Annotated in this window: 29 protein-coding genes; 9 read left to right on the forward strand and 20 right to left on the reverse strand. The window is 43.0% G+C overall.

Annotation, left to right across the window (positions count from 1 at the left end; all coding sequences use genetic code 11):
• The 3 genes from FQV26_RS14490 to cls all read left to right on the forward strand — a co-directional run.
• Nucleotides 1-362: HAD-IIB family hydrolase (locus tag FQV26_RS14490; RefSeq protein ID WP_146558846.1), on the forward strand; the 362-nt coding region annotated here is incomplete at its 5' end.
• A gap of 186 nt (nucleotides 363-548) precedes the next feature.
• Complete coding sequence (locus FQV26_RS14495) at nucleotides 549-1,379, forward strand: squalene/phytoene synthase family protein (RefSeq protein ID WP_146558255.1); 831 nt, start codon at nucleotides 549-551, stop codon at nucleotides 1,377-1,379.
• Nucleotides 1,380-1,536: 157 nt separating this feature from the next.
• On the forward strand, nucleotides 1,537-2,991 hold the full coding sequence (gene cls / locus FQV26_RS14500; protein WP_146558256.1) for a cardiolipin synthase: 1,455 nt from the start codon (nucleotides 1,537-1,539) through the stop codon (nucleotides 2,989-2,991).
• A gap of 88 nt (nucleotides 2,992-3,079) precedes the next feature.
• On the opposite strand, the gene FQV26_RS14505 is transcribed toward cls, so the two are convergent.
• From FQV26_RS14505 to FQV26_RS14525, 5 genes are all read right to left on the reverse strand, one after another.
• Entirely contained in the window at nucleotides 3,080-3,910 is an 831-nt protein-coding gene (locus tag FQV26_RS14505; protein ID WP_261384355.1) for a M15 family metallopeptidase, read from the reverse strand.
• 486 nt (nucleotides 3,911-4,396) lie between these two features.
• Nucleotides 4,397-4,642, reverse strand: a complete 246-nt coding sequence (locus tag FQV26_RS14510) for a hypothetical protein (RefSeq protein WP_146558257.1) — start codon at nucleotides 4,640-4,642, stop codon at nucleotides 4,397-4,399.
• A gap of 52 nt (nucleotides 4,643-4,694) precedes the next feature.
• On the reverse strand, nucleotides 4,695-5,474 hold the full coding sequence (gene yidC / locus FQV26_RS14515) for a membrane protein insertase YidC (RefSeq protein WP_146558258.1): 780 nt from the start codon (nucleotides 5,472-5,474) through the stop codon (nucleotides 4,695-4,697).
• A 178-nt stretch (nucleotides 5,475-5,652) separates the two neighbouring features.
• A complete protein-coding gene (locus FQV26_RS14520; protein ID WP_146558259.1) occupies nucleotides 5,653-6,438 on the reverse strand; it encodes a helix-turn-helix domain-containing protein in 786 nt (261 codons plus the stop codon).
• Between the two features lie 353 nt (nucleotides 6,439-6,791).
• Complete coding sequence (locus FQV26_RS14525) at nucleotides 6,792-7,688, reverse strand: diacylglycerol/lipid kinase family protein (RefSeq protein WP_146558260.1); 897 nt, start codon at nucleotides 7,686-7,688, stop codon at nucleotides 6,792-6,794.
• A 104-nt stretch (nucleotides 7,689-7,792) separates the two neighbouring features.
• On the opposite strand from FQV26_RS14525, the gene FQV26_RS14530 reads away from it, so the two are divergent.
• Complete coding sequence (locus tag FQV26_RS14530) at nucleotides 7,793-8,920, forward strand: MFS transporter (protein WP_146558261.1); 1,128 nt, start codon at nucleotides 7,793-7,795, stop codon at nucleotides 8,918-8,920.
• 38 nt (nucleotides 8,921-8,958) lie between these two features.
• Here the strand turns inward: FQV26_RS14530 and FQV26_RS14535 are convergent, their stop codons facing one another.
• Both FQV26_RS14535 and FQV26_RS14540 read right to left on the reverse strand, forming a co-directional pair.
• Nucleotides 8,959-9,351, reverse strand: coding sequence for a hypothetical protein (locus FQV26_RS14535; protein WP_146558262.1), 393 nt, complete (start codon nucleotides 9,349-9,351; stop codon nucleotides 8,959-8,961).
• Between the two features lie 85 nt (nucleotides 9,352-9,436).
• Nucleotides 9,437-9,889, reverse strand: a complete 453-nt coding sequence (locus FQV26_RS14540) for a GNAT family N-acetyltransferase (RefSeq protein ID WP_146558263.1) — start codon at nucleotides 9,887-9,889, stop codon at nucleotides 9,437-9,439.
• Between the two features lie 95 nt (nucleotides 9,890-9,984).
• Between FQV26_RS14540 and FQV26_RS14545 the strand changes: the two genes are divergently transcribed.
• The gene (locus FQV26_RS14545) at nucleotides 9,985-10,476 is read left to right on the forward strand and encodes a GNAT family N-acetyltransferase (RefSeq protein ID WP_146558264.1); all 492 of its coding nucleotides are present in this window, start codon (nucleotides 9,985-9,987) and stop codon (nucleotides 10,474-10,476) included.
• An 82-nt stretch (nucleotides 10,477-10,558) separates the two neighbouring features.
• Here the strand turns inward: FQV26_RS14545 and FQV26_RS14550 are convergent, their stop codons facing one another.
• The 6 genes from FQV26_RS14550 to mntR all read right to left on the reverse strand — a co-directional run bounded on the left by FQV26_RS14550 (nucleotide 10,559) and on the right by mntR (nucleotide 15,237).
• Nucleotides 10,559-11,143, reverse strand: coding sequence for a DUF4064 domain-containing protein (locus FQV26_RS14550; protein WP_146558265.1), 585 nt, complete (start codon nucleotides 11,141-11,143; stop codon nucleotides 10,559-10,561).
• A gap of 446 nt (nucleotides 11,144-11,589) precedes the next feature.
• Nucleotides 11,590-11,871: a GNAT family N-acetyltransferase gene (locus FQV26_RS14555; RefSeq protein WP_146558266.1), complete on the reverse strand. Its 282-nt coding sequence runs from the start codon at nucleotides 11,869-11,871 to the stop codon at nucleotides 11,590-11,592.
• Between the two features lie 18 nt (nucleotides 11,872-11,889).
• Entirely contained in the window at nucleotides 11,890-12,858 is a 969-nt protein-coding gene (locus FQV26_RS14560) for a ring-cleaving dioxygenase (protein WP_146558267.1), read from the reverse strand.
• Between the two features lie 132 nt (nucleotides 12,859-12,990).
• Nucleotides 12,991-13,878 (reverse strand): DUF1002 domain-containing protein, encoded by an 888-nt coding sequence (locus FQV26_RS14565; protein WP_146558268.1) that lies wholly within the window; start codon nucleotides 13,876-13,878, stop codon nucleotides 12,991-12,993.
• A gap of 54 nt (nucleotides 13,879-13,932) precedes the next feature.
• On the reverse strand, nucleotides 13,933-14,793 hold the full coding sequence (locus FQV26_RS14570; protein WP_146558269.1) for a CvfB family protein: 861 nt from the start codon (nucleotides 14,791-14,793) through the stop codon (nucleotides 13,933-13,935).
• A gap of 21 nt (nucleotides 14,794-14,814) precedes the next feature.
• Entirely contained in the window at nucleotides 14,815-15,237 is a 423-nt protein-coding gene (mntR, locus tag FQV26_RS14575) for a transcriptional regulator MntR (protein ID WP_146558270.1), read from the reverse strand.
• Between the two features lie 176 nt (nucleotides 15,238-15,413).
• Between mntR and FQV26_RS14580 the strand changes: the two genes are divergently transcribed.
• Nucleotides 15,414-15,569, forward strand: coding sequence for a lmo0937 family membrane protein (locus FQV26_RS14580; RefSeq protein WP_146558271.1), 156 nt, complete (start codon nucleotides 15,414-15,416; stop codon nucleotides 15,567-15,569).
• 164 nt (nucleotides 15,570-15,733) lie between these two features.
• Here FQV26_RS14580 and FQV26_RS14585 read toward each other — a convergent pair whose 3' ends face one another.
• The 3 genes from FQV26_RS14585 to FQV26_RS14595 are packed head-to-tail and all read right to left on the reverse strand — an operon-like array spanning nucleotide 15,734 to nucleotide 19,292.
• On the reverse strand, nucleotides 15,734-16,852 hold the full coding sequence (locus tag FQV26_RS14585) for a GNAT family N-acetyltransferase (RefSeq protein ID WP_146558272.1): 1,119 nt from the start codon (nucleotides 16,850-16,852) through the stop codon (nucleotides 15,734-15,736).
• Nucleotides 16,853-16,873: 21 nt separating this feature from the next.
• Entirely contained in the window at nucleotides 16,874-18,943 is a 2,070-nt protein-coding gene (locus FQV26_RS14590; protein WP_315898446.1) for a heavy metal translocating P-type ATPase, read from the reverse strand.
• Nucleotides 18,936-19,292: an ArsR/SmtB family transcription factor gene (locus FQV26_RS14595; RefSeq protein ID WP_146558274.1), complete on the reverse strand. Its 357-nt coding sequence runs from the start codon at nucleotides 19,290-19,292 to the stop codon at nucleotides 18,936-18,938. The genes FQV26_RS14590 and FQV26_RS14595 overlap by 8 nt, the downstream gene beginning before the upstream one ends.
• Before the next feature lie 280 nt (nucleotides 19,293-19,572).
• On the opposite strand from FQV26_RS14595, the gene FQV26_RS14600 reads away from it, so the two are divergent.
• Nucleotides 19,573-21,039, forward strand: a complete 1,467-nt coding sequence (locus FQV26_RS14600; RefSeq protein WP_146558275.1) for a SulP family inorganic anion transporter — start codon at nucleotides 19,573-19,575, stop codon at nucleotides 21,037-21,039.
• Between the two features lie 12 nt (nucleotides 21,040-21,051).
• Nucleotides 21,052-21,471, forward strand: coding sequence for a universal stress protein (locus tag FQV26_RS14605; protein WP_146558276.1), 420 nt, complete (start codon nucleotides 21,052-21,054; stop codon nucleotides 21,469-21,471).
• Between the two features lie 127 nt (nucleotides 21,472-21,598).
• On the opposite strand, the gene FQV26_RS14610 is transcribed toward FQV26_RS14605, so the two are convergent.
• Together FQV26_RS14610 and FQV26_RS14615 are read right to left on the reverse strand one after the other, a co-directional pair.
• A complete protein-coding gene (locus FQV26_RS14610; protein ID WP_146558277.1) occupies nucleotides 21,599-21,931 on the reverse strand; it encodes a fluoride efflux transporter FluC in 333 nt (110 codons plus the stop codon).
• Nucleotides 21,928-22,281 (reverse strand): fluoride efflux transporter FluC, encoded by a 354-nt coding sequence (locus FQV26_RS14615; RefSeq protein WP_146558278.1) that lies wholly within the window; start codon nucleotides 22,279-22,281, stop codon nucleotides 21,928-21,930. The genes FQV26_RS14610 and FQV26_RS14615 overlap by 4 nt, the downstream gene beginning before the upstream one ends.
• 261 nt (nucleotides 22,282-22,542) lie before the next feature.
• Here FQV26_RS14615 and FQV26_RS14620 point away from each other — a divergent pair, with 261 nt between their 5' ends.
• Nucleotides 22,543-22,815, forward strand: coding sequence for an AbrB/MazE/SpoVT family DNA-binding domain-containing protein (locus FQV26_RS14620; protein ID WP_146558279.1), 273 nt, complete (start codon nucleotides 22,543-22,545; stop codon nucleotides 22,813-22,815).
• A 189-nt stretch (nucleotides 22,816-23,004) separates the two neighbouring features.
• Here FQV26_RS14620 and FQV26_RS14625 read toward each other — a convergent pair whose 3' ends face one another.
• Both FQV26_RS14625 and FQV26_RS14630 read right to left on the reverse strand, forming a co-directional pair.
• Nucleotides 23,005-23,934, reverse strand: coding sequence for a phosphotransferase enzyme family protein (locus tag FQV26_RS14625; protein ID WP_146558280.1), 930 nt, complete (start codon nucleotides 23,932-23,934; stop codon nucleotides 23,005-23,007).
• Nucleotides 23,935-24,106: 172 nt separating this feature from the next.
• Nucleotides 24,107-26,473 (reverse strand): penicillin acylase family protein, encoded by a 2,367-nt coding sequence (locus FQV26_RS14630; protein WP_146558281.1) that lies wholly within the window; start codon nucleotides 26,471-26,473, stop codon nucleotides 24,107-24,109.
• Between the last annotated feature and the right edge of the window lie 72 nt (nucleotides 26,474-26,545).

The following is a 26,545-nucleotide window of genomic DNA, read 5'->3' on the forward strand; positions in this document are numbered from 1 at the left end:
CTTATTTCGTGTCTGACTCTACTGTGGTAGAAACTTTTCGCTCGGAACTGGAAAAAGCAGGCATTCCATTTAAACTGATTTTCAGCGGCGGCCGGGATGTAGACATCCTTCCGCCCGAAAGCGGCAAAGGGCAAACTCTTCAGTATATACTCGATAAATACAAGCTATCAGAAGCAAATTTGCTGGTGGCCGGTGACTCTGGAAATGACGTGGAAATGCTGACGATGGGCTTTCCTTCTGTCATTGTTGGAAATGCGCAGCCGGAACTACTTGAACAACCGGAGCATCCATCCATCTATCGAGCCAAGCAAAAATTTGCAGGTGGCATCCATGAAGCCTGGGGCCATTTTTATACAGAATGACTTCCACACTCCTTTGAGCATACTAAACTTGTTCAGAGGGGTATTTCTTCTTTATAAGGACCTGTTTTGGGGTAATCGTTTGTTTTTTTGCCTATTTGGTTTATATTTAGTAGGAAGCCATTTTTCAACTAAAAGACTTTTCGTACATAAATTTAGTTAAGTCAATCCACACAGGAGGAAATTGAGATGAGCAAAGTTTCGAATCTACAAAAAGAGTCCTTGGTTATGCTAAAAGAAACAAGCCGGACCTTTTTCATCCCAATCAGCTTTTTGGAACCTACTTTGAAGAAAACCGTCGGCTCTGCTTACCTTTGCATGCGGGCGATTGACGAAATTGAAGACCACCCAGAGCTGGAAGACCAAACAAAAATCAAATTGCTGAGCAGCATTCAACAAATGCTGGCGGCAGATTTTGATGAGACTCAATACCTGGAACTTGTCACTCCTTATGAACAGTTTCTGCCACCTGTCACTATGCGCTTAGCTGACTGGATCAGTGTATGCCCTGAAGAAATAAAGGGAAAGGTAATGGAGTCCACTGCCATCATGGCTGGCGGCATGTCCAAATGGGTGGAAAAGGATTGGGTGATCAAGACAAAAGAAGACCTTGATGAATATACGTATTACGTTGCCGGCCTTGTAGGAACTATGCTTTCGGACATCTGGCACTGGTATGATGGAACGGAAACAGATCCCGATCATGCAATCGCCTTTGGCCGTGGATTACAGGCGGTCAATATGCTGCGGAATTACGATGAGGATTTCGAGCGGGGTGTGACATTCGTGCCAGAAGGATGGACACGCGAAGACATGTTCAATTACGCCAAAGATAATCTGGCAAAAGCGGATCTCTACGTCAAACCGATTAAAAACAAGCGGATTCTTATGTTCTGTAAAGTTCCTTTGGCTTTAGCCCACAGTACTTTAAAAGCGTTAAAATCCGGAAAAGAAAAAATGAGCCGTCAGGAAGTTGAAGGCATCGTTGAACAATTAAAGCAAGAAGAGCGTTTAAGTTAAAGTTTTCCGGCCTTAGTTTTATAATGAGGCCGGTTTTTTTGAATCAGAATACTTTATATGTATAAAATAAGAAAATTTTCTATTATATTAGTTTCTTTTTTGTTTAGCGTGGTAGTCTATACTTGAATTAGAAGATTTATAAGTTAGGAGAATTTCGATGACTGTTACTATTATCAGTATTTTGACTGCCGCCATTTTCATGTTCAATATTGTCCTTGCCGCCGCCTTAGTTTTTCTTGAAAGGCGCGATGCCTCTTCTACATGGGCTTGGCTACTGGTCTTGTTTTTTATCCCTATTCTAGGATTCTTCATTTACCTGCTTTTGGGCAGGCAGTTGCGAAAGAAAACCCTTTTTAAATGGGAAGGCAGCAGACGAATCGGGATTGAAAACCGGATCGCCCATCAAATGAATGAATTGCACGATGAAACCTTTGAATTCGAAGATCCCAATGCCAGAAATTATACAGATTTGGTTTATCTTCACCTCCGAAATAATGGTGCTTTGTTGACTCAGGATAACAACGTCCAGATATTTAATGATGGAAGAAAAAAATTCGACTCGCTTCTCCAGGATATCGAAAATGCCACACATCATATCCATATCCAATATTACATTTTCCGCTTGGATGAGCTGGGTACACGGATCGTGGATGCATTGACCATCAAAGCAAAAGAAGGTGTTAAGGTTCGCCTTCTTTATGATGATATGGGTTCCCGGAGCTTAAGCAAGCGACATTTTAAAAAACTCATAAACGCCGGAGGAGAAGTTGAAACCTTCTTTCCGTCGATTTTACCGATCATCAATCCACGACTGAATTACCGAAATCACCGTAAGATCGTGGTAATTGATGGACATGTTGGTTATATCGGCGGCTTTAACGTCGGAGATGAGTATATCGGCCTGAGCCGGAAATTCGGTTATTGGCGAGATACCCATCTCCGCATCGAAGGCAGTGCCTTATATCCATTACAAACTCGATTCATTCGAGATTGGAACCAAGCTTCCACCCGCCACGATATCGAATATGATGAATTATTCTTCCCTGTAAAGCAGAAAAAAGGAAACACATCTATGCAAATCGTTTCCAGCGGTCCGGATGAGGAATGGGAACAAATCAAAGATGGTTATTTGAAGTTGATCAACTTGGCAAGAGAGTATATTTACATACAAACCCCCTACTTTATACCAGACGCCAGTTTTTACGACGCTATACGCATCGCTGCTTTGTCGGGCATCGATGTGCGCATCATGATTCCCAATAAACCCGATCATCCCTTCGTCTATTGGGCAACCTATTCATATGCTGGCCAAATGTTGAGAGCCGGTGCTCGTGTCTTTATCTACGATAATGGCTTTCTCCACACAAAAATGATTGTCACAGACAACAAGGCGTCCACTGTAGGTACTGCCAATATCGACGTCAGAAGCTTTAAATTGAATTTTGAAGTGAATGCCTTTATTTATGATGAAAAAGTATCCACCGATCTTGCTGAACTTTTCCACCGGGATATAAAGCTTTCAACTGAATTGACTTATATGATGTACCTGGATCGTACACGCATGATTAAAACCAAAGAATCGATTGCGCGTCTGCTGGCACCTATTTTGTGAAAAATAGTTCTTCTCCAAAACCTGTAGAAATTTTTTAATTATTTCTATCCATAAAAAACGTCTCCGCTTTAACGGAGACGTTTTTTCTTTATTGAACTTCTAAATACTCTTCGAGCGTAATGCCTTTTTGATGAATTTCTGCAGCTGCATCTTTACCGACATATCGGAAATGCCAGGATTCATGCATATAGCCTGTGATTTCTTCGCTGCCTTCCGGATAGCGTAGAATAAAGCCATACTTGTGAGCATTGGCAGCCAGCCACTTGCCGCCTTCCGTGTCACCGAATGAGGCAGAAGCCCAATGCTGTTCTTTTCCAGCTTCGCCAATATCAAATGCAAGTCCTGTCTGATGCTCTGAATAACCAGGGCGTGCACTGTACCGATCCGCCGCTTCCTGACCATCTTTCGCCACGTACCCTTCATACAGTTGTTTTTGACGTGCAAAATCACGATAGGTACTGAAAGCGGCCAAGTCCAGACCAGAAGCCGCCGCTTCCGTTTTCATGGTTTCAAAAGCAGCCCGCGCTTCCGGTACTTCTCCCGGTGCGTAGGTCTCAGGCAAAGGATGCTGCTTGTTTGCCAGCAACACACCTTTGATTACAGTAGGTTCTGCAGGCAGTTTACTGTTTTCAGGATAAACAGTAGCATCTTGCGTTTCCTCTATTGCTGGACTTTCCGGTTCTTGTGCCTCTGGAGTCTTTGGCTCCTCTGTTGCAGGCTTTTCCGGCTCTTCCGAATCTTCTGTTGTCTGAGTTTCCGGTGCTTCAGGTTCAGCCGGCTCTGCAGTTTCATCTTTCGGCGTTTCTGTAGCAGGCTCTTCTATCGCTACTGCCTCCGCCAATGCTTTCATGCTTTGTTCAACATCCCAGTCGTGCATGTAAAACCACACTGCTGCTAAAGCGGCCATAATTGCTGACATACAAATCACCATCCATTTTATATAAAACTTATTATTTTTGTTTGTGAATCGATCCATAAACTTCATAATCGACCTTCCTTCTGTCAACTTCTTTATTATTCTACCATTCTTATTACTGAATATCTTCCTCAACAAGTAGGAGATTGCTTATACTTGTTCCACATTCTTTGAAAGATCCAACTCATTTCTTCACCATCCAATATACCAGTCTAACGTTTTTTATAAATCTATATTTATTGGGTTTATACACCCAAAAAAAATACGAACAATTTTAGTCATAAGACCCTCAAAAACTTTATGGTCTTTTCGAATAAATGAGTATAAACACATAAGGAGATGGAAACATTGAATCGAATTTCGGAACGTGATATCCAAGCCTTGATGAATCAATTGGATACGCTATTGGAAGAACGCATGAAAGAAAAATACGAATATACAAAAACAGCGCAATCTCAATAAATGAGATCGCGTTGTTTTTTTGTGCCTCTACAACAAAATAGTTCCCAGAATGACAAAGAACAAAATACCGAAAATAACGGACATGCCAAGCATCCATTTCGCTTCCCGGTGCATGCCTTGTGCTTTCATGTGGCGATAGCGGAAGCTATTTGTCAGAACGAACAGCAACGTCATGAATAATACGGCCATTTCCAAATGTCTGAATATCAGAAAAGTTAACGCTGTAATGCTCAAAAGTGCGATTGCTATGCCTTGCAGAAGTTTCATATTCATGTGAACATCTCCCCAAAAAAGAAAGCCGGCAATATTTGCCGGCTCTTTATCATTATTTTTTATCTTCTACTGCTTCGAGCGCTTTTTCCGGATGGTTCGAATAGAATTTACGGCCAATGAACGTCTGGATGATCAATAAAATACCCCCGACTGCCCAGTAAACCGGCAAAGCGGCCATTGATGTAAATGAAATGAACATGATCATGATCGGAGAAATGTAGATAAACAATTTCATCTGCTTTTGCTGCTGTTCAGGCATTGTCCATAAAGATACTTTTGCCTGGAAGAAGTAAACTGCTCCCGCAATCAAAGTCATAATTACATCGGGCGACCCAAGATTGAACCATAGGAATTCGTGAGAACGAACGTCTGGCGAGTAAAGAATAGCAAAATAAAGACCCATGATAATCGGCATTTGGATAACGACAGGCAAGCAACCCATATTCAGCGGATTGACTTCATGCTTTTTGTATAATCCCATCATTTCCTGCTGCAGCTTCATCTGCTCTTCTTTATCTTTCGTTTCTTTCAAGCGCTTTTGAATATCTTCCATTTCAGGACGCATGGCATCCATTTTCACTTTCATTCCTTGCTGGCGTTTATATGTGCGCAACATGAAAGGCATTAATACCAAACGGATAATGATCGTAATAACAACAATGGCCATACCGTAACTGCCACCGAACAAACCGCCTAAATAATCCAACGAGAAATCAAATGGTTTAACAAAGATGGAATAAAAGAATCCTTCCTTGTTTTCAACAGCCGAACAACCACTTAATAAAACAACGGCCATTGCCATCATCATTAATAATGTAATTTTCTTTTTCAAATTAGTCACCTTCACCTTTTTCAACTACTAAGAAGTATAACGATAAGCGCTAGAAAATTCAATCCATGGACGAAACACTGTTTGATTTTTTCATTTTTGTGACAGAATTACGGCATTCCAGCGGCTGTATTCAGATGAATAATAGACATGAAAAAAAGGAGAATTGCTTCTCCTTTCCTTACTTGGCGTGTGGCAATGTATAGCGGAAATACGGAATATGTTGGCTGTCACGGAATTGCTTTGGTGTGACGGCAGTATATTTTTTAAAGATCCGTGTAAAATAACTTTGGTTACAGAAGTGGAACTGCTTGGAAATATCTGAAATGCCTTTATCCGAGTGACGCAGGTAGTATTGAGATTCTTCAACACGGCGGACATTCAAATATTCAACAAGTGTTATGCCTGCATGCTCTCTGAAAATACGCGATAAATGGCTTGTCGAAATATTGAAATGCTTGGCAATCTCTTCAACTGACAAATCACGCTCTACTTCATCGTTGATGTAAATGACTACTTTATTGACTGTTTGGTGCCCAAAAGAAGGCTGTTTGCGCTCAGAAATAATCGACACGAAGAACTCGATCAACTCATCTGCTACAAACATGAATTCAGAATCATTCATGTGCTTGTCTACTAATTCCACGCAAGCTGAATTGAAGGCAAATGCTTTTTTAGGCGGTACACGCATTTCATAAAGTTTGCGCGCCATAACCGAAGACAGAATGATGTAGTAGTTGCGAATAGAGCGGATGATGTCTTTTTCAGAACGCAGTGAAAGCATATCGATCAATTCTCTTAACGTTTCTTTGGCCCGCTCTTTTTCAAGGTGATGAATTTCATACATCAACTGTGTTTCGATTTCAAAAAATTTATCCAAGCCTTCAATTTGGTTTAAATTTTCTGTTTCATTCATAAAGATTTTTGAAATAGTTTCTTGAATAGATGGTGCTGTGATAATGTTCATCGTTTCCCCGTCTTTCTTTGTACAAGTTTTTGCAGCATTCTCTCAACTATATACTGAAGTAACACAAAAGAATAGAGTTATACTGCTATTTTTGTAATTTTTTTATGTAATTTGCTCTAGTGCTTAAATACTTTTCTTGTGCCATCCGTAACATTTTAATACAAAATTTATACTATATATAACGTATTCACTCAAAAAAGGTTTCATTTTTACTTCGTAAAACTCAATTTTAACAGGAATTCAAAACAAACTTTAAAAATTAGAAAGTTTGCTTTAAATTCCCGGTAGGTAATGAATAGATTTAACATTTAACAGGTGGAAGCTCAAAATCCATTCCACAAAATAGTTGTTGCCTATTCTTCCTTGTCCGGCGGGATAAGCGCCCGGACATGACGAGGCAACACTTCAATTACAAAAGGAGTCGTACAGCCTTCATCTCCATCGATGTTGCAGGCTAAAGGTTCATTGGTTCTAATAGAAACTTTCGTGGTATGAACTGCTTCTACTGCAGGGTCTTCTTCCAACTTACCTCTCACTACCGAAGTCGCGATGCGGAGGAAAGCCGGCAAAGCTGCATTCTTTATGATATAAAGGTGCAGCAGGCCGTCATCTGTTAAAGCTTCCGGCGCCAACTTTTCAAAGCCGCCCACTGAATTCGTCAAAGCGACCAATACCAGTTTCGCATCTCCAGACCATATTCCATGATCATGCTCGATTTCAAAATAAGTTTCTGTATCAGCTGTAATCGCTTTTATGCCTTCAATAAAATAAGCCAAGGCCCCTAGTTTGGTTTTTTGCTCAGGATCGACGTCATAAGTGGACTCAGCAATATCGCCGATTGCCAATATGTTCATGAAGAAGTGTTGCCCGACTTTAGCGATATCGACACGCTTCTCATAACCGGTTTTCAACGCTTCGATGGCTTCAGGCGGATCCAGCGAAATGCCCAACGCCCGCGCAAAATCGTTTACAGTTCCCAGTGGAATCAATGAAAATAAGGGCTGATGCGGCTGTTCCGCTATTCCGGACACGGCTTCGTTAATCGTGCCATCTCCACCCATTGCTACAACGAAATCGTATTTCTTTTCACAGGCTTCTGCTGCAAAATGTGTGGCGTCTTTTGCTTTTTGCGTTTCTCTTGTGTCCACTTCATAGCCCATTGAAGCGAGTGTTTCTTCCACTTGTTCACGATATTCGGAAGCACGCTCTTTTCCTGCAGATGGATTTAATATAAACATTGCTTTTTTCATCATCAGACCTCCGATGGTATAATAAAACTATAGCTATCTTTACCCTTTCACAAGGGTGAACAAATCCAGATAATTGTTATTTGTTCAGGAAAGTAGGAACCGTCTTGCGCATTTTCGTTTATATAATCATCTTTTTTGCTTTCTTTGATCTGTTTGCTCAACTTCCTATCATAAGCACCTACGCCATGTCACTTGGTGCCAGTCCCTTTATTGCCGGATTGGCAGTCGGCATGTATTCACTATCCAATACGTTTGGAAACGTTATTTCCGGTATTTTTTCCGATCGAAAAGGACCGTTTGCCGTTTTAGTTGTCGGCTTGTTATCAACAAGCTTGACGTTATTTACATACTCTTCAATTGACGGCCCTTATAGTCTGCTGGTTGTTAGGTTCTTCCATGGATTAGCAGCTGGACTCACAGTTCCCGCTGCTTTCACGTATCTTGCCAATCGGACAGAATCAGCCAAACGCGGTAAAGGAGCTGCCTTATCCGGTGCTTTTGTCGGGCTGGCGGCAATTCTTGGGCCCGCTTATGGTGCCATCTATACGAGCCGCAACAGCGTTCCGGAAACCATGCTCCTTACCGGGATGCTGATTCTGCTAATCGGGGTTGTGGCTTTTTTCACTTTACGGCAGACTGTTGTAAAGAAAGAAGAGGTTATTAAATCTGTTGACTCCTACAAGGATGTGTTTAGAAACAGCGGCTTACTCCGATCTTTTTCTGGCGCATTTTTCCTGATGTTTTCGCAGGGTGTACTGGCTTATATGCTGCCGCTGAAAGTGGAAGGACTCGGGCTGGATTCCCAGCTCAGTGGTTTGTTATTGAGCGTCTTTGGAATTTCAGCCATTTTGGTGTTCCTGCTTCCCGTCAATCAAATTTTCGACTTTGCTAGACCCATCTACACTTTAATCGCCGGCTTCTCCATTATGGGTGCTTCTCTATTCTTCTTAAGTGCAGCATCAGTGGAACCGTTGCTGTATGCCAGCATGTGCGCCTATGGATTAGGATTCGCTTTGTTGTTCCCTTCGATCAATTCTTTATTGATCGATTCAACAACTTTGGCATCCCGCGGACGGGCTTATGGTTATTTTTATGCTTTCTTTTCCATCGGGGTTGTCGCAGGCTCCAGTACTACAGGAGCTTTTGCTTTGAGCCCTAATCAGGGATTCTTCGTTAGTGGATCTCTGCTACTGACTGTTGCTTTGCTCAATGCAGTAAGTTCCAAAAAATAATTGGCAGTAAAAAGGATGGTCCGGGACCATCCTTTTTCTTATAGATTATCTGTGCTTATTTTGTTCTCTGGAGCAGCTGAAGCTGTGTTTTCAGCTTTCTCTTTGCTAACATCATTTGACGACAGCTTCAAATCGTCCTTTTCGTTTTCTTTATCCTTTTGCTGCTGCTCATTATAGTATTGGACACTGGCTGAGGCGCCGCCTTCTGAAACCATTTTGTTTTCGCGTTTTTCAGTGTTGCTCAGCGTATCAGAAGTATTCGAAACCGGATTGCCGTTTTTGTCCAGGTTTTGTGATTCCATATAAGAATTCACCTTCACTTTCGTATCATTGAACGCTTTCGTTGCCTTTTCACGATTTTCAGGATTTTTGAAATATGCATATGCTCCAGCAGCTAATCCTGCTAATAAGAGACCTCTTCCTTTTGCCATTTACAGCACTCCTTCGTCAATTTGTCTATTAATAAATATTTACCCTTTTTTCATAAAGCTAATCCTTTATTGTGTGTCAAAAGTATTACATTTGATTACGAGTAAATTTCATGTCTACATGCGGAATTCCGTCTTCGTCGTAGCTATCCGATATGGTCTGGAATCCGAAAGATTCATAGAACCCTTGCAAATATACTTGTCCTTGCAATTGAATAGCTGGAGCCTGCCATTCTTCCAGAATGTATTCGATGCTCTGCTCCAATAACTTCTTTGCTAAGCCCCGTCCTCTGGCGCTTTCATGTACGATCACTCTGCCAATGGAAGGCAGATTGTATTTTATGCCTGCCGGAACAAGTCGTGCATAAGCCAACACTTCATCGTTTTCACTGCAAAGCAGATGAACGGATTGCTGATCTAAATTATCCAGTTCCGGATATGGACAATTTTGCTCCACTACAAATACATCCACCCGCAGCTTTAGTACCTCATATAGTTTTCTTGCTGTTAATTCTTCAAAATGATAGGTCTTCCAGTCCATATTTTACAGCCTCCTTTTGCTTCTATTATTCCACATTAGTGGCTATTGAGCTCTTTTTTTGATATGATTGCAGAAAGAATTTCAGAGGTGATTGCATGATTCGTACCGGTACATCCGCAGATATATCATCTGTTCAGGAAATTGCCAAAGTTAGCTGGAATGATACGTACGCTGGAATCATTCCCTCTAATGTCCAAGAAAGCTTTTTAGATAAATCCTATTCTACTCCCATGATGGAGATGCGCTTAAAAAGAACGATCATCTTGCTTGCAGAGCATGAAGGACAGCCCGTCGGCTTCGCTAATTTCACAAAAGTAGATGAAGACGGAGATGCTGAACTAATTGCTATCTATATGAAGCCAGAATTTCAACGTTCGGGTTACGGTAAACAGTTGCTGAACAGCGGCCTGAGCTACCTGCTTAACGGCAACCAATTATTTGTCTATGTGGAAAGTGAAAATACGAAAGGCCGCAATTTCTATGAAGCGAATGGCTTTGAGTTTATCGAGGAATTTGAAGAAATGTTTGAAGGCCACCCACTGCAAACCGCCAAATATGTCTATCATCTGAAATCAGCAGCTTTATAGGCGGCTAATTTTATTAGATCAATAAAAGAGACGTTCAGGTAAAATCTGAACGTCTCTTTTTATTTCGGTATTTTTGTTTGCTTTATAGTGGACGGTAAGGTGTATCATCGTTGCGGGTCGTTGTATCATCCCGGCGCACCCTATCATCTTCGCGGTGCACAGATTCTTCTTTACGACGAAGCTGATCTTCTTGATACTTAAAATCGTCATCGCGCAAATTCTGATCTTTTTGCACTGGCGGCTTGCGGACAAAGCACATAATCGCAGCAATGTAGAAAAGAATTGAAGTAAGGGATAATAATCCTGCAAACAAACCAGCAATGATGAAGAAGACACCGGCTGTGGATGCTTTACCTCTTTTCCGCAGGTTGACTAATGCGAGAATTGCCAAGATTGTACTTAAAACCAATAGTGCAATTAACACCCACCCAACTACATTTAAGCTTGAAGACATCGTATCCATGATCATTTGCACATCTTCCGGATTTGAGAATTCCGGATTTGACATGATTTCCTCTTCTAAAAACTGCTCGAATTCTGGTGTACCCTGGACATTCGCGTAACTTGCCATTGCAAAACCGATTAAGGCAATTGCTAAAATATTAAAGATGATGCCGATAATGCCGAGCACTTTCTCTCCTGCTCTACTTATTACTTCTTGATTCATTCTTTCCACCTCTTCCTTTAGTCTCTTATGAGTATACGTACAAATAAGGATTTGGTTACTTAATTACTCTGTTCCCCTAATCATATTAATAAAACCTGTTCGATCTATCTGTCCTTTATCTCATCTTATATATGGAAGATTTTCAACGTGCTGATGCTTTGGATGATCAATGAAGACAGAGATTTCTTTCAAAGAATGTTTTAACTGCGATAATTCGGGTATTTTATTAATAACAAAGATTTGAAAGGGGTTCTAGAAAATGGAAAAAAATCTAATTTTTAATCAAGCAGATTTCATGTATGGTGTTGGTGGAGCTTCAATTTTAACAGCTATTGTTTTCTTCATGACAAGCATCTAACCGGAGGTAACAAATGAAAAATTACATAGTCAGTAATTAGCAAAAGCAATCCACTCAATTGACAGAGGATTGCTTTTTGTGTGTTTTTTTATATTTTAACGTCGTCATATTCTTTGTAGCGGTCAAAAGCTACTGCCGCATAAGAGCAAACAGGTTCCATTTTGTAGCTGTGTTCGCGGGCATAGTCAGCTGCCTGATCTAAAAGCTTCTTGGCCAGCCCTTTATTGCGCATCGACTCATCAACAAAAGTGTGTTCGATGACCATGACATCTGCCAATTCAGTCCACGTAATTTCCGCTTTCATCATGCCATCTTCTTCAAGTCGGTATGCAAATTCGTCACTGCCTAACTCGATTAATTTAAAATCCATTTTCCCTTCTCCTCCTATTCACTGATTGATACTCAACGGGCGAAGAGATGCTTCAATCTGAGCACGTTTAGGTTCCAAAAATGGCGGCAATGCCAACTCTTGTCCCAAAGCATCCATCGGTTCATCCGTTGCAAAGCCCGGTTCATCTGTAGACAACTCAAATAGAATTCCATTAGGCTCGCGGAAATAAATCGCTTTAAAATAATAGCGGTCGACTTCACCCGACGTCATAAAACCATTCGAGCGCAAGTACTCATTCCATTTGCTGTAATCTTCGTACGTTTTTACGCGGAACGCAACATGATGGACACTTCCTCTTCCTGGTCGTTCCGGTGGAAGGTCTGAGCGTTCCTCTAAGTGTACTTCGCCAGCAGGACCACCTTTTCCTGTCGAAAAGACCAAAATATCTTTTTGCCCTTCTACTGTAGATGGATAAGCTCCTATCTGTTCGAATCCCATAATAGATGTCAGAACAGCTGCCGTTTTTTCACTTTTCCGTACAGTGAGACGCACATGCCCCAATCCGACAATTGCAAACTCCTCTGGAATCCCGGCTTTGGTCCAAGGTATTCCATAGTCGATTCCACTTCCATCATCGACGACGAGCATTAATCTAGAGCCTTCAAAATCCTGAAACGTTAAGCTGGCACGGTTGAATCGCTGTTCGATTTTTCCATGAGGAACCTTGAATTCATCAAAACGTTGAATCCAGTAATCTAAAGCACTTTCACTTTTCACACGGAATGCCGTATTGCTGATGCTTGAAACACCAGGATGTGTCCGCCCGGCCATGGGAATGTCAAAATAGGTCATGTCAGTGCCGGGAGTTCCGACAGCATCAGCATAAAACAAGTGATAAGAAGACGAATTGTCCTGATTGACACTTTTTTTCACTAGACGCATCCCAAGGATACGCGTAAAAAAGTCATGATTGGCATCGGCATTTGCTGTTAAAGCTGAAACGTGGTGAATTCCTTCTAATTTCATTATTTCTCCTCCTATTTATCTTGAATTCGAGATATTAATTTTATACTATCATTGTAAATTCGTTCATGCAAGCTATTATGCTTTATAAAAAAACAGGCAAGTCCCATCAAATAGGGACCTGCCTGTTTCAAATTAATTCACCCAGCCGCGTACTGTATCAGCCAAGTTTCTAAAGAAGGTTTTTACACTTTCCCAAAATCCTTCATCGTTGACGATTGTGCCGATTTTGTCTTCAATCGTCTTGCTCAAATCTTCCAGTTGCGTTGACCATTGCGAAAAATCGATGTCAAGCTTGCGGATGCGGTCCATCAGATCCACCAATAACTGGCGGTCTTCCGGGCTCAGTTCAATTTGAAGCTTGCTCAATTGATCTTCAACTATTTGTTCGACTTCTTCACGTGTAGCCGGATTTTGTTCAGCAATCTGTTTTTTGATTTCGGTTAATAATTCACTGACCTTTGCATCTTCGACTCCACCATCTGCAAGTTCAGTTGCAACGGTCAATTCGTCATTTGCGACGTCTGTCCGTTCGGGATCCAGTTCTTCGCCGTTCACTTCATAGGCTTTATAAATCCCAACAAGTGCCGAATGGCCGGTTACCGCTTTAGGCGACGCCACTTCTACCGTCGCGTTCTCGATTCCTGCAGTAAGCATAGCGTTGGCATACATTTCAGACGTTACCTGTGTAATGTTTTCAGGAGTCACGATTTCAATGACCAAGCCGGCGCCTTCATCTTTACGGGTGATTTTTGCGGATGAGTACATATTGGCACGGGAATCGCCATCTTTAATATAGTTGACCAAATCCTGGCCTGTTACTTCAATTTCTTCTACGTCCACTTCCCCAGCGACATCCAGGCTTTCAGCGACAGATGCTTTTTCATCAGCCGATAAATTACCTCCGTAAACCACAATTGGCAAACCAAACTTTTCATTGATGCCTACATTTGCCGAACTGTAAGACGGAACCAGTACAGAAAAAGTGAACAGTAATGCTATAACAGTGAGTAATTTTTTCATTAGTGTATTGCCCCTTTCTTCAAATTAATACGAAATTAATTTGAAAAGGTTCCTTTATTTTGTTGACTTGGTCCATCCTTCTTCTTGGACGATCTGGCGGTTTTTATATAATTTACCGAGTGCGCGCTTGAAAGCAGCTTTGCTCATGCCGAAAATCTCTTGAATTTCGTCCGGAGAAGATTTGTCAGTGAATGGCATCTTACCGCCCGATTCTTCGAGATAACGCATGATCTCATCCGCGTCATCCGCCAATCGTTCCTGCTTTCTTGGAAGCAGGGAGCCATTTAATGTACCATCGTCTTTTACGTCGATGATGCGAACCGTTTTTTCTTCCCCAAGGCGTGGTTCTTCATGGCGTTCTGTTTCGTGAATGAAGATCCTGTACATTTCAGGTACTGACAGCATAAAGGTACCGACCGGCAATAAGCGGTAAGCACGGGCCTGCAGGTTTTGGTTAAAGACGGTTTCCGGCGCGGGCTGCATCAATTCAAGAACCTTTTCTTCAGTTGCCAGACGCCCGTATAAATCGCCGTGGCGATCTGTACGAAGGGTCATAAAGATATGGTCGCCCTGTTTCGGCCATAATTCCATGATCTGCGGAAGGTCGGCTGGCAGCAGATAAACTTCCCGGGTCGTCCCGATGTCAACGACTGCACCTTCACGGGGTGAGACTTTTAATACTTTTGCCCAGCCGTATTCACTTGGCAAAATATGAGGAATCATCGGTGTTGCTGAAACGCCGCCTTGGCGATTGCGGTAAAGAAAAACTTCAATATCTTCTCCGATTTCTTGTCCTTCTTCTATTTCTGATGCGTTCATCATTACTTCATCGCCTGAACCATCCGATAAAATCCATTGCGAGGTCGAACGGTCTTTTACTTGTAATGTCGCTTTTAATCCTGGGTGTAAAGCCATAGTTAGCTCCTCCTATTTTCTTTAACTGTCTTTTCCTTGTTTCTTCATCTGTTCAAGCTTTTCCGTAAAATCCGGGCTTTCTTCCAGCAGTTGGACCAAATCAGCAATCCGATCGATTGAATTCCAGCTCAAATGATGCTCGATGCCTTCAACATCACCATAAATCCGTTCTTCGTCTACACCGATCACCCGAAGAAACTGCTCAAGCAGACCATGCCGCTGCAATAGTCGTTTCCCCAATTTCTGGCCTTTTGGCGTCAACACCAGACCTCTATAGCGTTCATATATTAAGTATCCGTCTTTATCCAGCTTCTGCACCATTTTGGTGACAGAAGAAGGCAGCACGGATAAGGCCTCCGCGATATCCGATACACGCGCATAGCCTTTTTGCTCAATTAATGAATAAATGATTTCAATATGGTCTTCCATACTTGGAGTAGGCAAAATTCTTTCCTCCCTCACGTAACTATGTTCATTTTACTATACCGCCATGGTTGAAACAACTGGACTTGGGCGTTCTGATAACAGTCCGTTTTTTCAGAAAGGTTTAAGCTGATAGCTGTCAGGGTAGATATTACTATAAGCAAAATAGTTATTATCAAAAGGGGCAGGTGAAAAACATGGGACGCATTCTTTGGATTATCTTAGCAGTTATTATCGTAGTATGGCTTATCGGATTCTTGATGGACGTAGCAGGCGGACTAATACACATTCTTTTAATCATTGCTGCAATCGTTTTAGTTATCAATTTGGTTACTGGACGTAAGGGCGTATAGCTGAAGTAAGTAATGAAAGAAGAACTATCGGGTTGTCTCGCAGTCATGTACTTGACTGCCGGGACGGCCCTTTCTTTTTGAGCAGCAGTTCACCAAATAAAAACAGGAAAGGGAAATCGATGATTTCCCTTTCCTGTTTTTTGTATTTATGCCCTCAACTCGTGTTATTCTCTGACTTTGGCGTAGACACAAGTATCCCGAAGCTTATTTCCTACCCGGGAAATCGTATCATTGCGCAAAATCCCTTCCAGTTCGAATTTCAGACGGTTGGCCACAGCACGGCTGCGGACATTGTCAGGATCGCAGCGAATTTCTACACGATTGGCATCCAGTTCCTCAAAAGCAAAGCGGGTAATGCGTTCTACTGCTTCCGTGACAAAACCTTTGCCTTCATAGCGGCTGTCTACCCAATAGCCAATCTCAAATTTACGCACTTCCCAGTCAATGCGGTGAAGTCCTGTAGAGCCGATAAATTGTCCTGTTTCTTTAAGGAAAAAGTGAAGACGCAAATCCTTGCGCAATTTGAAATTAGCCTCGGCTTCAATCAATGTCGCTTCGGTTTCTGCAAGATCCGGCTTTTGCTGCGCAAATGGCAGCCATGGCCGGAATGCCTCCAAAGAGTGCACCACAGCTTCGTAACTGGCTTGTGCATCCTCTCTTCTAGGTGCGCGTATTAGCAACCGCTCCGATTCAAATTCTTCCGGAAAGTCGAGTAATACCGGATTAAAAGGCAGCTCTTTCGATTCTACGACCGCATCATCCCATAGCACTGGTGTGGTAATGCCAGCCTGCCAATCCTCGCGCGTCATCCCATAAGTCACCGCATCATAATATCGATTTTCTCGTGGAGAAAACCATGCCTGCCGCAAATGCGCTTCTTTAACAAAACCGGTCCGCTCGAACGCTTTGCGCATTGCAAAATTATCATGGCGCGTATTGCCTTCCAGACGGATTTTTTTCTCAGGAAGCGAGAAAACAAAGTCCGCGACAAGCTTCAAAGCTTTCGGACCGTATCCTTTGCTGCGGTAAGGGTCGGCAATCCGCAAGTCGAAAAGCGGGATATCGTCCTGCAAATCAAATATTTTCACTAAGCCTACCTGTTGATTATCGTCATTTTCAATCCAAAAAGTTGTCACTTGATCAGATTTATAGCCGCCTTCTTCAATCGTTTTCTCAATCAAAGCCCGCACTGGATGCTCATGGCCATGAAACGGCCATGAGTTTGTTGTCATAAAATGAATCAGCTGTTCTTGTTCTTCCATTGTCCATTCTGTTAATTTCAATACAAAACCTCCAAACGTGCCTCACTTCTGAACTTTCACAAGACGCAATGCATTTAAAATTACCAATAGTGTGGCACCCATATCTGCAAAGATCGCAATCCATAAGGTCAACCAACCTGGAATAATTAAAAGCAACGCAATTATCTTCAGCCCTAATGCAAAGACGATATTTTCTTTTATTATACGCAATGTCTTTCGGCTGAGTCGAATTGTATAGGGAAGTTTCTCCAAATCATCGGCCATTAACGCAATATCTGCTGTTTCCAGCGCTGCGTCTGTTCCGGCTCCACCCATGGCAATCCCAATGCTGGAGGCCGCCAGAGCAGGTGCATCATTAATGCCGTCACCAACCATTGCCACTCTGCCATATTGTTTTTTCAATTCTTTAATTGCAGATAACTTGTCTTCCGGCATCAATCCTGCCCGAACATCTGTGACTCCGATTTCCTCTGCTATAGCTGCTGCTGTAGCTGGATGATCACCTGTCAGCATGATGGTCTCGCCAATGCCCATCGCTTTCAGTTTTTTGATGATTGAAGGGCTTTCTGTGCGGATGGCATCTGCTACTGCGATAACGCCAAGCAACTTCATTTGTGAAAATACAGCGGTGACAGACTTCCCACTCTCTTGCAGTTTACGCGCTTTTTCCGGAATGCGTAAGCCCTTTTCTTCGGCCCAATTCAAACTGCCGACGTAAATGGTTTCTTTCTTAATGTCTGCATACGCCCCTTTGCCGGTAACGGAATTGAAATTTTCAGAATCATAAACCTTTGCCGCTTCTTTTGTAATGGCTCTCGCCAGCGGATGCTGTGACATTACTTCAACAGAAGCCGCTAGTGTCAGCAATTCTTCTTTTGAAATAAAACCCTCTGCCAAAACATCTGTCACTTCAGGATAACCTTTCGTCAACGTACCCGTCTTGTCAAAAGCGACTGCATTAATTCGTCCGGTTTCCTCCAAATGGACACCGCCTTTGATGAGTACACCTTGGCGTGCAGCATTACCGATAGCTGTCACAATGGCAACTGGTGTCGAGACAACAAGCGCACACGGACACCCTACAACAAGCACTGCCAAACCTTGATAAACCCACAGTTCCCAGTTACCTGTTAGAAAGCCGGGCACCAATGCCACGAAAAAAGCGATAGCAATGATTGCCGGTGTGTAGTATTTGGCAAACTGATCGATAAATTTCTGAGTTGGCGCTTTTTCAGCTTGCGCTTCTTCTACCAGATGAATAATCTTTGCGATGGTGGTGTCTTCGACACGTTTCGTAACTGTGACTTCAAGCGCCCCTTCATCATTCAACGTACCTGCAAACACTTCATCTCCCGCAGTTTTAACTGCAGGAATCGACTCTCCTGTAATCGCTGCCTGGTTAACAGCAGAACGTCCCCGAAGGACCGTGCCATCCATAGCGATTTTCTGTCCCGGTTTGACGATCAGAACGTCTCCAATGCGAATATCTTCTGTATCCAACTCAACCAATTCCCCGCCGCGCTGAATCAGCGCCCGTGCTGGAGCCAAATCCATCAGACTTCGGATAGACTGGCGTGCTTTGTTCATGGAGAACGATTCCAGTGCTTCACTTACAGCAAAAAGGAACACCACAACCGCACCTTCCCGCCATTCGCCAATGATGACCGCACCGATAATTGCAATGGTCATCAAGGTTTTCATATCAAACTGAAGTGTACTGAGATTTTTCAGACCAGTCCAAAACATATGGTAACCGCCTATTGCCATGGAACTGCCAAATAAAGCGATTGACCAAGGATGGGTTTCACCAATTTGGAATGAAGCGATGATTCCCGCTATCAGCAACAGCAACGAAAGCGCAGTTTCTATCGTCTGGCGACGCTGATAAAACGGAACGAGCTTCACTCTTTCTTTTTCAGGATAAACACGGATATGATCGAAAGCTCCTGCTTTTTCGAGGGCTTCAATCGTCACCTCTCCATCAATAGTCAGTTTGGAAGCCCCAAAATTTAAATTGACGTTTTTCACATCCGGCAAACTCTGAATGTTTTTTTCGAACTTGGCAGCACAGCTCGTACACGATAAATTTTCGAGACGGTAAGTTTTAACCATTTTCCACACCCTCTTTCGTGTGCTCATGGGCGATTGTCACTAATTGGCGAACATGATCGTCAGATAAGGAATAATAGATCTGCTTGCCTTTGCGTTCGGACTTTGCCAATGCCCGCTCTCTTAGGTAACGCAAATGATGGGAGGCCGTCGCTGTAGATGATCCGATGACGGCAGCAATATCACAGACACACATTTCTTCTTCTATTGTTAACGCATATGCAATGTTCAATCTGGTTTCATCCGCCAGCGCTTTAAATAGGTTAGCCACCTCACCTAAATCGGTCATGTTCTTCTGCACACGATCGACCACCTCCGGATGGACTTTTGTAACTTCACACAATTCTTTCATGCTGGCACCTCTTTCATTCAAATAAAGATTTGATTGTTATCTTCAGTATATTCCTACTAGCGTTTACAGTCAAACGCATATTTGAATGAATCGTGTTTACAAGCTAAAAAAAAGGTGATACAGTTTTAAAGTTATTGTCCGAATAAGTTCATCGAAGAGATTTTTCATTAATCGGCAGCATGGAATGAAGCCGTAAAAGTTCGATTAAAAGATGCCGTTGCTTTATGAAATACCGACTTCAACTAGTCTGTTTAATTAATATAGAAGGAAGTGGAAATTTTTGAATACCTTATCTTATAAAGAGCAATGGTTCGGCAATATCCGCGGAGACATTTTGGCCGGAATTGTTGTGGCTCTTGCGCTTATCCCCGAAGCAATTGCCTTCTCCATCATCGCCGGAGTCGATCCGATGGTTGGCTTATACGCTTCGTTTTCCATCGCTGTCATCATTTCCTTTGTCGGCGGAAGACCCGCTATGATATCTGCTGCAACCGGCGCAATGGCGCTTGCCATGGTACTGCTGGTTCGTGACCATGGATTGGATTATTTACTAGCCGCCACTGTGTTGACCGGTGTACTCCAATTGATTTTCGGGGTTTTGAAAGTTGCCCGCTTTATGAAATTTATTCCACGTGCTGTCATGATCGGCTTTGTTAATTCACTGGCTATCCTGATTTTTATGGCACAAGTGCCGTTCATTTTCGGAATTAATGCCATCACTTACGTTTTTGTGGGAGTTACTTTAGCGATTGTCTACATTCTGCCACGATTTTTCACAGCTATTCCGGCGCCTTTGATTGCCATTCTGGTGTTAACGGGAGTTGTCATGTACGGCGGAATCGACATGCAGAATGTTGGCAGCCTCGGTACCATTTCTCAAACCTTGCCAAGCTTCTTCATCCCAAGCGTACCGTTCAATTTTGAAACTTTGCAGATCATTTTTCCGACGGCTTTGGCTTTATCGGTCATCGGCTTGTTGGAATCCTTATTGACTGCATCGATACTTGATGATGCAACAGAGACCGGGTCGGATAAAAACCAGGAAGCTCGCGGCCAAGGAATCGCTAACATCATTACTGGATTTTTCGGTGGGATGGCGGGCTGCGCCATGATTGGCCAATCCGGCATCAATGTTCGTTCTGGCGGCCGTGGCCGATTGTCCACTTTTACAGCCGGCGTATTCCTCATGTTCCTAATTATTGTCTTAGGCAATTGGGTTATCCAAATCCCGATGCCAGTATTAGCCGGCATCATGGTCATGGTCTGCATCGGTACTTTTGACTGGGGTTCATTCAAGTATTTAGCGACTGCCCCCAAATCAGATGCCATGGTCATGCTGCTAACCGTCATTGTTGTGGTTTATACACACGACTTGTCGAAAGGTGTATTCGCGGGCGTCATTTTGAGCGCAGTTCTGTTTGCAGCTAAGATTTCCAAAGTCGAAGTTCGCAAAGAAGGATTGGAATTCAATACGTCGAATAGATATACCATACACGGACAATTATTTTTCGCGTCTTCACAAGACTTCGTCACTGCGTTTGATAAAGTCGAAGCTTCTGAGGAAGTTGTATTGGACTTTTCAGACGCAACTGTTTGGGACGATTCAGGCGTCGGCGCGATTGACCGGGTCATGAATAAACTTCAGGCGCAAGGACAAACTGTTGAAATCACCGGTTTAAATGCTTCCAGCCAGAAACTCGTCGACAAATTGGCGACCTATGGCAATTCAGGCAAAAGTGCACATTAAGGGGGATGCTCCATGTATGAGAAAATTTTAGTGGCCGCCGATGGCTCCGCCCATTCAAAGAGAGCCGCTCATGAAGCGGTCAAAATGGCCAAAGCCAATCCACAAGCTTTCGTTACGTTATTGTACGTCATCGATTACGAAAAAGCGCGGACCGAAATTCTTCATGGCCAAAGCAGCGACGAAGTCCATCTGGAACGCCGTAAGCATTTAGCGCCGCTTGAAGAGATTTTCCAATCGGCTGGAGTCAGATTTGAAACTAAAACACTGCATGGTGTTCCTGGACCGACTATCGTTAAACACGCCAATGAAACCGGCTATGATGTAGTACTGATCGGGAGCCGAGGCTTGAATGCACTGCAGGAAATGGTTCTTGGCAGTGTCAGCCATAAAGTGGCGAAACGCGTTCAGGCGCCGGTCATCATCGTCAAATAAATACAGCCGCTTTTCGGAAGTCCGAAAAGCGGCTGTATTTTTGCTTATTGTAGATTTATGGGTGTTAAGCGAGATTGGTAGTCGTTCGCATAAAAATCGCCTGCACTGGCTGAAGGCGGATTAAAATTTATTGAATGAAGCTATAGCCAAGGCCAAATAGGCCGATGCCGCTGGCTAAAGTGGCGAAAATATAGAGGCCCCCCTGCAGCCATCTGCCATCTTCTATATCTTTTACAACATCCAAAGCCATGGTCGAAAATGTTGTGAAGGCTCCAAGAAAACCAGTGATCCAGAAAGCGGACAAGCTACCGCTGCCAATAAACAGGCCGAGCACCAATGAACCAATGCTGTTGACTAACCAAGTTGCCACTTTTGGCTTCCACATTCTGCTTTCGACCAGCACATAAAACAAATAGCGCGCGATGGCTCCTATAAACCCGCCAGCCGCAATGCCGATCATGATTTCACCCCTTTTCTGCCAAGCCACAAGCCAACTGCGGCCGAGGCAATACATACGGCTGTCATGCCGACAGCAAATGCCATCCCCCACCAAATGGATGAATCCAGATAATAGAACCAATCAGCAGAGAAAGCAGAAAATGTTGTAAACGAGCCTAATAAACCTGTCGATACCAATAACCGCAGCTCTGCCGATTGGCGACTCAGGCGGACCGCTGCAAGCCCGATAAAAAAACTGCCTGCTATGTTCACTAGCCAAAGTCCAACTCCTCCGGCAACCGCCAGGTATATCCCTGTCCGCAAGAGCGAGCCAACCATTCCGCCAATTCCTACTGCCAGTATCCGTTTCATTACATACGCCCCGCATCTTTTTTCTCCAGTATAACGTATTGAAAAGAAACATGTTATTTGTCACTTCTGGCTGTAAGACAAACTAAAAGGTGAACTTTCTCACTTCAGTTTTAAATTATTATCCGGTGATTTACTTATTCCAACAATTAAATTAAATATCGTAAAATTTCTTTTGCTCTAGTGAAGAAATAGGGTGATAATGGTATAAATGTATTTAAAATCATAAAATACAAAACTATTGAAAATGAAAGGAGAATTAAAGTGAAGAGTACAGGTATAGTTAGAAAAATCGATCCATTGGGACGTGTTGTCTTCCCAATGGAACTGCGAAGAATACTAAACTTAAAAGAGGGAGATCCGATGGAAATATTTATGGACGGGGACTTCATTCTTTTAAAAAAATTTAAAGCAGAAGGAGCCTGTGCAGTAACGGGCAAAGTATTAAGTGAAAATAAAGAATTTGCTCCAGGATTAATCCTCAGTCCAAAAGGCGCTCAAATTCTATTTGAAAAATTGCAAAACGAAAAAAGCTAATACTAGATGAATTTATAACCACGGTTTAGTGCAGCCGTGGTTATTTCTATGGAATTACTTTAAAACTCCTGTAGTCATATAATTATATGTGATTCTTGTAGACATTTATTCTTTTTGTGGTTTACGACAAGTAGAATGATGCCCAAGTTATGTTCAATGCTCACTTCCCTTTGATTCGATGGACTGCATTTAAGTTAAACTATATTCTTCATAGCTTAAGAACAACTGGATAAGACCTTCAAACAAATTACGCTGCTCCGGCTTCTGCCAATCCTCTTCCACATCCGCCATTAGCCACATGACTTCATCAAGGAAAACATGTTCAAATGCTTTCGGCCACATTGCTTTTTCTATATTCGATAAGGTCACGAATTCCCCATATCCTCCTAGAAATAAGTGCCATTGATTTTTTGTAAATGGCCGGTCGGGTGCCGAAGCAAGTTCATTATGAAACAACAACAGGACCAAGGCCAAATCAAAGATACGGGGAACCCACCCAGCATTATCCGGATCGATCAAATAAGGTTGAGGGGCATAAATCAGGTTGTTCGCTTTGAAATCATGTGGGGTTGCGACAAAAATCAAGCCGCCCTGCTCCAGCTCCTCCTGTTGCTGAACCGCCTGCAGAAGCCGGACTTCTAATTCCGGATTTATCGCAACATCATGTACAGCTGCATTCTGCATAATATTTTGGAAGCTTTCTTTAACTTCCTCATCATTGAAATCAAATACATCGTAAGAATCCAATTTAATGTCATTTTCTAAAGGAGACAGCGAGTGAATTCTTCCAAGCAACCTTCCTGCTTCTTTAATTTCATGATTCTTCCCTAAATAGGGTTCTCCTTCTATAAAAGGATAAACGACATAAGTTTCTTCATCGAAGGTCATCGGATTTTCTGCTGGAACCTTTGCTGGAGTAACCACATTAACGCCATCTCTCTTTAATCTTTTTGTGTAGTTTATAAGACGATTCGCTTTCTCAATCGGATGCTGCGTTTTTTTGACAATGAAATCCCCTTCTGGTCTTGCCATCCGGTAGACGGGTGAAAATGAATAGATACTGACCGGCTCGTTTTCTACTTCAAAACCAAAATGTTTCACGATTGTTTTAGCGTTCATCTAATACCACCTACTTTCTATTTAATCTTTTTCATATAAGTTATTTCTACCGTTTATTGCTACGAATATGCACATTATTATACTACCAATAATCAGAAAACTTAAAAATAGTATTTAAAAAAACGTTCGCAAAGGTAGCAAAAACCCTTTACGAACGCTTTCGGAGTTCAACTTATTCAGCGTTCAATATTAATGTCGACCCTTCCACGTCTTCAATAATCTTTGTTTCATGGAAATCACCCTTTGCCCAATCGTCCACTTGGTTATGGAAGTAATCCGATTTTATGTGCCCGCTTAAACCAGGACCAACGATATGGTAGGCACTTGATAAATCATCCAAATCCGCAACAAACCGCCAGGAAGCTCCGTGATTAACATTACCTTGAGGTGTCGAGGCAGCAGCCTGAACTGTGATATTGGATCCTCCGATAGGAACGGGGTCCGGGTTAAGAAATTCAGCGAAAATTGGGGAGGCCCCTGCAAGCGGATGCGGGAAGGTCAATTGATGATGTTCCCCCCAGCTCCAATCAGCCTGTTCATTTCCTTGCTCGTTTTCAATTTCAGTCATCACGCTTTCCAACGAATCTACCAGCCATTTTGCAGTGCCGCCATATTCTGTTACCCACACGCCTTCGTTTCCAGCAAAAGCAGCGCGCATCATTTCATCTGTAATATGATTTTTGCCTGCTAGCATCTCGAAAACATCCTTAGGGAATTCATCCGCCAATAAAGTCTCGGGCAATTGTTTCATCCATTTATGAAAGACCAAAGGTGCCGCCTGGTCTTCGCTGTCAAATTGATCCCACTCTTCCAGCATATCGAGCACTCCATTATATTTACCGGTTTCATCGCGCACTGTGGAAATCATTTGTTCCAAAAATTCAGCTGCGTACAGATTCTTCTGATCCATCTGCAGATCCATCATATCCTGTGCCGTCAAACCATCTGATGCCTCCAGCACCTCTGAAATCCGCTCGTAGCGATATGGCTGCGCCCAAAAATCTGTAATGTGGTAAGGATACGAAGCATCAATGACTTCATTGTTCGCTGTCGCAATAAATCCGCTTTCTGGATTGACTGAACGCGGTAATTCATCAAATGGCACATACCCTTCCCAGCCATATTCCACTGAATCGCCGGGAACCGGCAATTGACCATCCCCTGATTTCCGGATAGGAATGCGGCCATTCGCTTTATAGGCGATGGTTCCATCTGTAGAGGCAAAGACAAAGTTCTGGGCCGGGGCTTGGAAATCCTCCAGCGCCAGTTCAAACTCTTCCCAATTGGAAGCTTTATTGAAATTCAGAACTGCCTGTAATTCAAGCGTCGGCTCAAGTGCTGTCCATTGCATTGAAAAGACTGCTCCCGGTTCCTCTTCGTCATACAGCACGTTCGAAACGACAGGGCCATGCCTAGTTACCACCACTTCGAAATCTTCCGTTTCTCCGTCCTTCACTTTTATCGGTTCATTTCTTACTTCCGCCTGCTCCCATTCACCTTCATAACGGAATTGTGTTGGGTCTTCCGGATTCGGAGTTTCAATGTAGAGGTCTTGGACATCCGGGCCGACATTGGTTACGCCCCACGCAATTTCTTCATTATGTCCCAGAATGATTCCGGGAATACCTGCAAAAATAACTCCACTGACATTTTGATCAGGTGATTCCAGATGCATCTGGTACCAGATAGACGGTGTGCTGAGACCAAGATGCGGGTCGTCAGCCAGCAGCGGTTTTCCGCTCGCCGTCTTGTCTCCCGATACTACCCAGTTATTGCTGCCGTTGAATTCTGGCGGAATGACGGAAGCATTGAATTCCCCTGCCACTTTAACTGGCTGCTGTTTGTTTGCTGCCAAAATTGCCGGTGCATTATCCGGATATTTGATAAACAGCTCCCGTGCCTTTTCTTCTGGGAATTCGTTCAATGCCCAGTGGCGGACAGCAAGCGTATTCCAATGTCCGCCGAGGTCATAAGCCATGAATTTACCGATTGTAAGAGAATCAACAGGAGTCCATTCACTCGGTTCATAGCCGAGAAGAGCAAACTCAAAGCTTAAACTGCCGTTTTCTTTCGCTTTTTCTATATAAGCATTGACGCCTTCCGCATACCATTCAAGTACTTGCTTCGCTTCTGCGTCATAGCCAGCCCATGACTTTTCAGCAGCATCCCGCAAACTGAAAGTCCGGAAAAACTTATCGGTATCGACTGCATCTGCACCAATCACTTCCGACAAAGTTCCACTAGCTTGCCGGCGAGACAGATCCATTTGGAACATGCGGTCTTGCGCCTGCACATATCCTTGAGCCCGGTAAAGGTCAGCGTCTGTAGCCGCCTGGATGTGTGGAACGCCTATCTCGTCACGAATAACTGTAACGTCGCTTTCCAGTATTGCTACTGCCGCCTCTCCTTCAATAAGGGGCTTGGACTTCCCAATGTAAACGTTTACAAAAATAAGCGCTGCAATTGCTATAGCAATAAGAACACTTAAAAAACCCAGAAGCCATTTCAGCCATCTTCTGTTCTTTGTTTTCTTCTCCATTGTCTTTCCCCCTTTTCCTACGGTGTTTTATTCGACTGACGAAGGAAAAATCCCTTTTTGAAATAGCACATT

The organism is Planococcus sp. CPCC 101016 (assembly GCF_007859295.1).
Classification (GTDB): domain Bacteria; phylum Bacillota; class Bacilli; order Bacillales_A; family Planococcaceae; genus Planococcus.

Bases quoted from the DNA above. Each gene is read 5' to 3' on its own strand.
- cls (WP_146558256.1), top strand. From the start codon at position 1,537: ATGACTGTTACTATTATCAGTATTTTGACTGCCGCCATTTTCATGTTC.
- FQV26_RS14565 (WP_146558268.1), bottom strand. From the start codon at position 13,878: ATGAAAAAATTACTCACTGTTATAGCATTACTGTTCACTTTTTCTGTA.
- FQV26_RS14535 (WP_146558262.1), bottom strand. From the start codon at position 9,351: ATGGCAAAAGGAAGAGGTCTCTTATTAGCAGGATTAGCTGCTGGAGCA.
- FQV26_RS14525 (WP_146558260.1), bottom strand. From the start codon at position 7,688: ATGAAAAAAGCAATGTTTATATTAAATCCATCTGCAGGAAAAGAGCGT.
- FQV26_RS14505 (WP_261384355.1), bottom strand. From the start codon at position 3,910: ATGTCAGCAATTATGGCCGCTTTAGCAGCAGTGTGGTTTTACATGCAC.
- FQV26_RS14630 (WP_146558281.1), bottom strand. From the start codon at position 26,473: ATGGAGAAGAAAACAAAGAACAGAAGATGGCTGAAATGGCTTCTGGGT.
- FQV26_RS14580 (WP_146558271.1), top strand. From the start codon at position 15,414: ATGGGACGCATTCTTTGGATTATCTTAGCAGTTATTATCGTAGTATGG.
- FQV26_RS14495 (WP_146558255.1), top strand. From the start codon at position 549: ATGAGCAAAGTTTCGAATCTACAAAAAGAGTCCTTGGTTATGCTAAAA.
- FQV26_RS14595 (WP_146558274.1), bottom strand. From the start codon at position 19,292: ATGAAAGAATTGTGTGAAGTTACAAAAGTCCATCCGGAGGTGGTCGAT.
- FQV26_RS14625 (WP_146558280.1), bottom strand. From the start codon at position 23,934: ATGAACGCTAAAACAATCGTGAAACATTTTGGTTTTGAAGTAGAAAAC.
- FQV26_RS14550 (WP_146558265.1), bottom strand. From the start codon at position 11,143: ATGAATCAAGAAGTAATAAGTAGAGCAGGAGAGAAAGTGCTCGGCATT.
- FQV26_RS14520 (WP_146558259.1), bottom strand. From the start codon at position 6,438: ATGAACATTATCACAGCACCATCTATTCAAGAAACTATTTCAAAAATC.
- FQV26_RS14590 (WP_315898446.1), bottom strand. From the start codon at position 18,943: ATGGTTAAAACTTACCGTCTCGAAAATTTATCGTGTACGAGCTGTGCT.
- FQV26_RS14510 (WP_146558257.1), bottom strand. From the start codon at position 4,642: ATGAATATGAAACTTCTGCAAGGCATAGCAATCGCACTTTTGAGCATT.
- FQV26_RS14615 (WP_146558278.1), bottom strand. From the start codon at position 22,281: ATGAAACGGATACTGGCAGTAGGAATTGGCGGAATGGTTGGCTCGCTC.
- FQV26_RS14570 (WP_146558269.1), bottom strand. From the start codon at position 14,793: ATGGCTTTACACCCAGGATTAAAAGCGACATTACAAGTAAAAGACCGT.
- FQV26_RS14560 (WP_146558267.1), bottom strand. From the start codon at position 12,858: ATGAAATTAGAAGGAATTCACCACGTTTCAGCTTTAACAGCAAATGCC.
- FQV26_RS14610 (WP_146558277.1), bottom strand. From the start codon at position 21,931: ATGATCGGCATTGCGGCTGGCGGGTTTATAGGAGCCATCGCGCGCTAT.
- FQV26_RS14545 (WP_146558264.1), top strand. From the start codon at position 9,985: ATGATTCGTACCGGTACATCCGCAGATATATCATCTGTTCAGGAAATT.
- FQV26_RS14605 (WP_146558276.1), top strand. From the start codon at position 21,052: ATGTATGAGAAAATTTTAGTGGCCGCCGATGGCTCCGCCCATTCAAAG.
- FQV26_RS14540 (WP_146558263.1), bottom strand. From the start codon at position 9,889: ATGGACTGGAAGACCTATCATTTTGAAGAATTAACAGCAAGAAAACTA.
- FQV26_RS14555 (WP_146558266.1), bottom strand. From the start codon at position 11,871: ATGGATTTTAAATTAATCGAGTTAGGCAGTGACGAATTTGCATACCGA.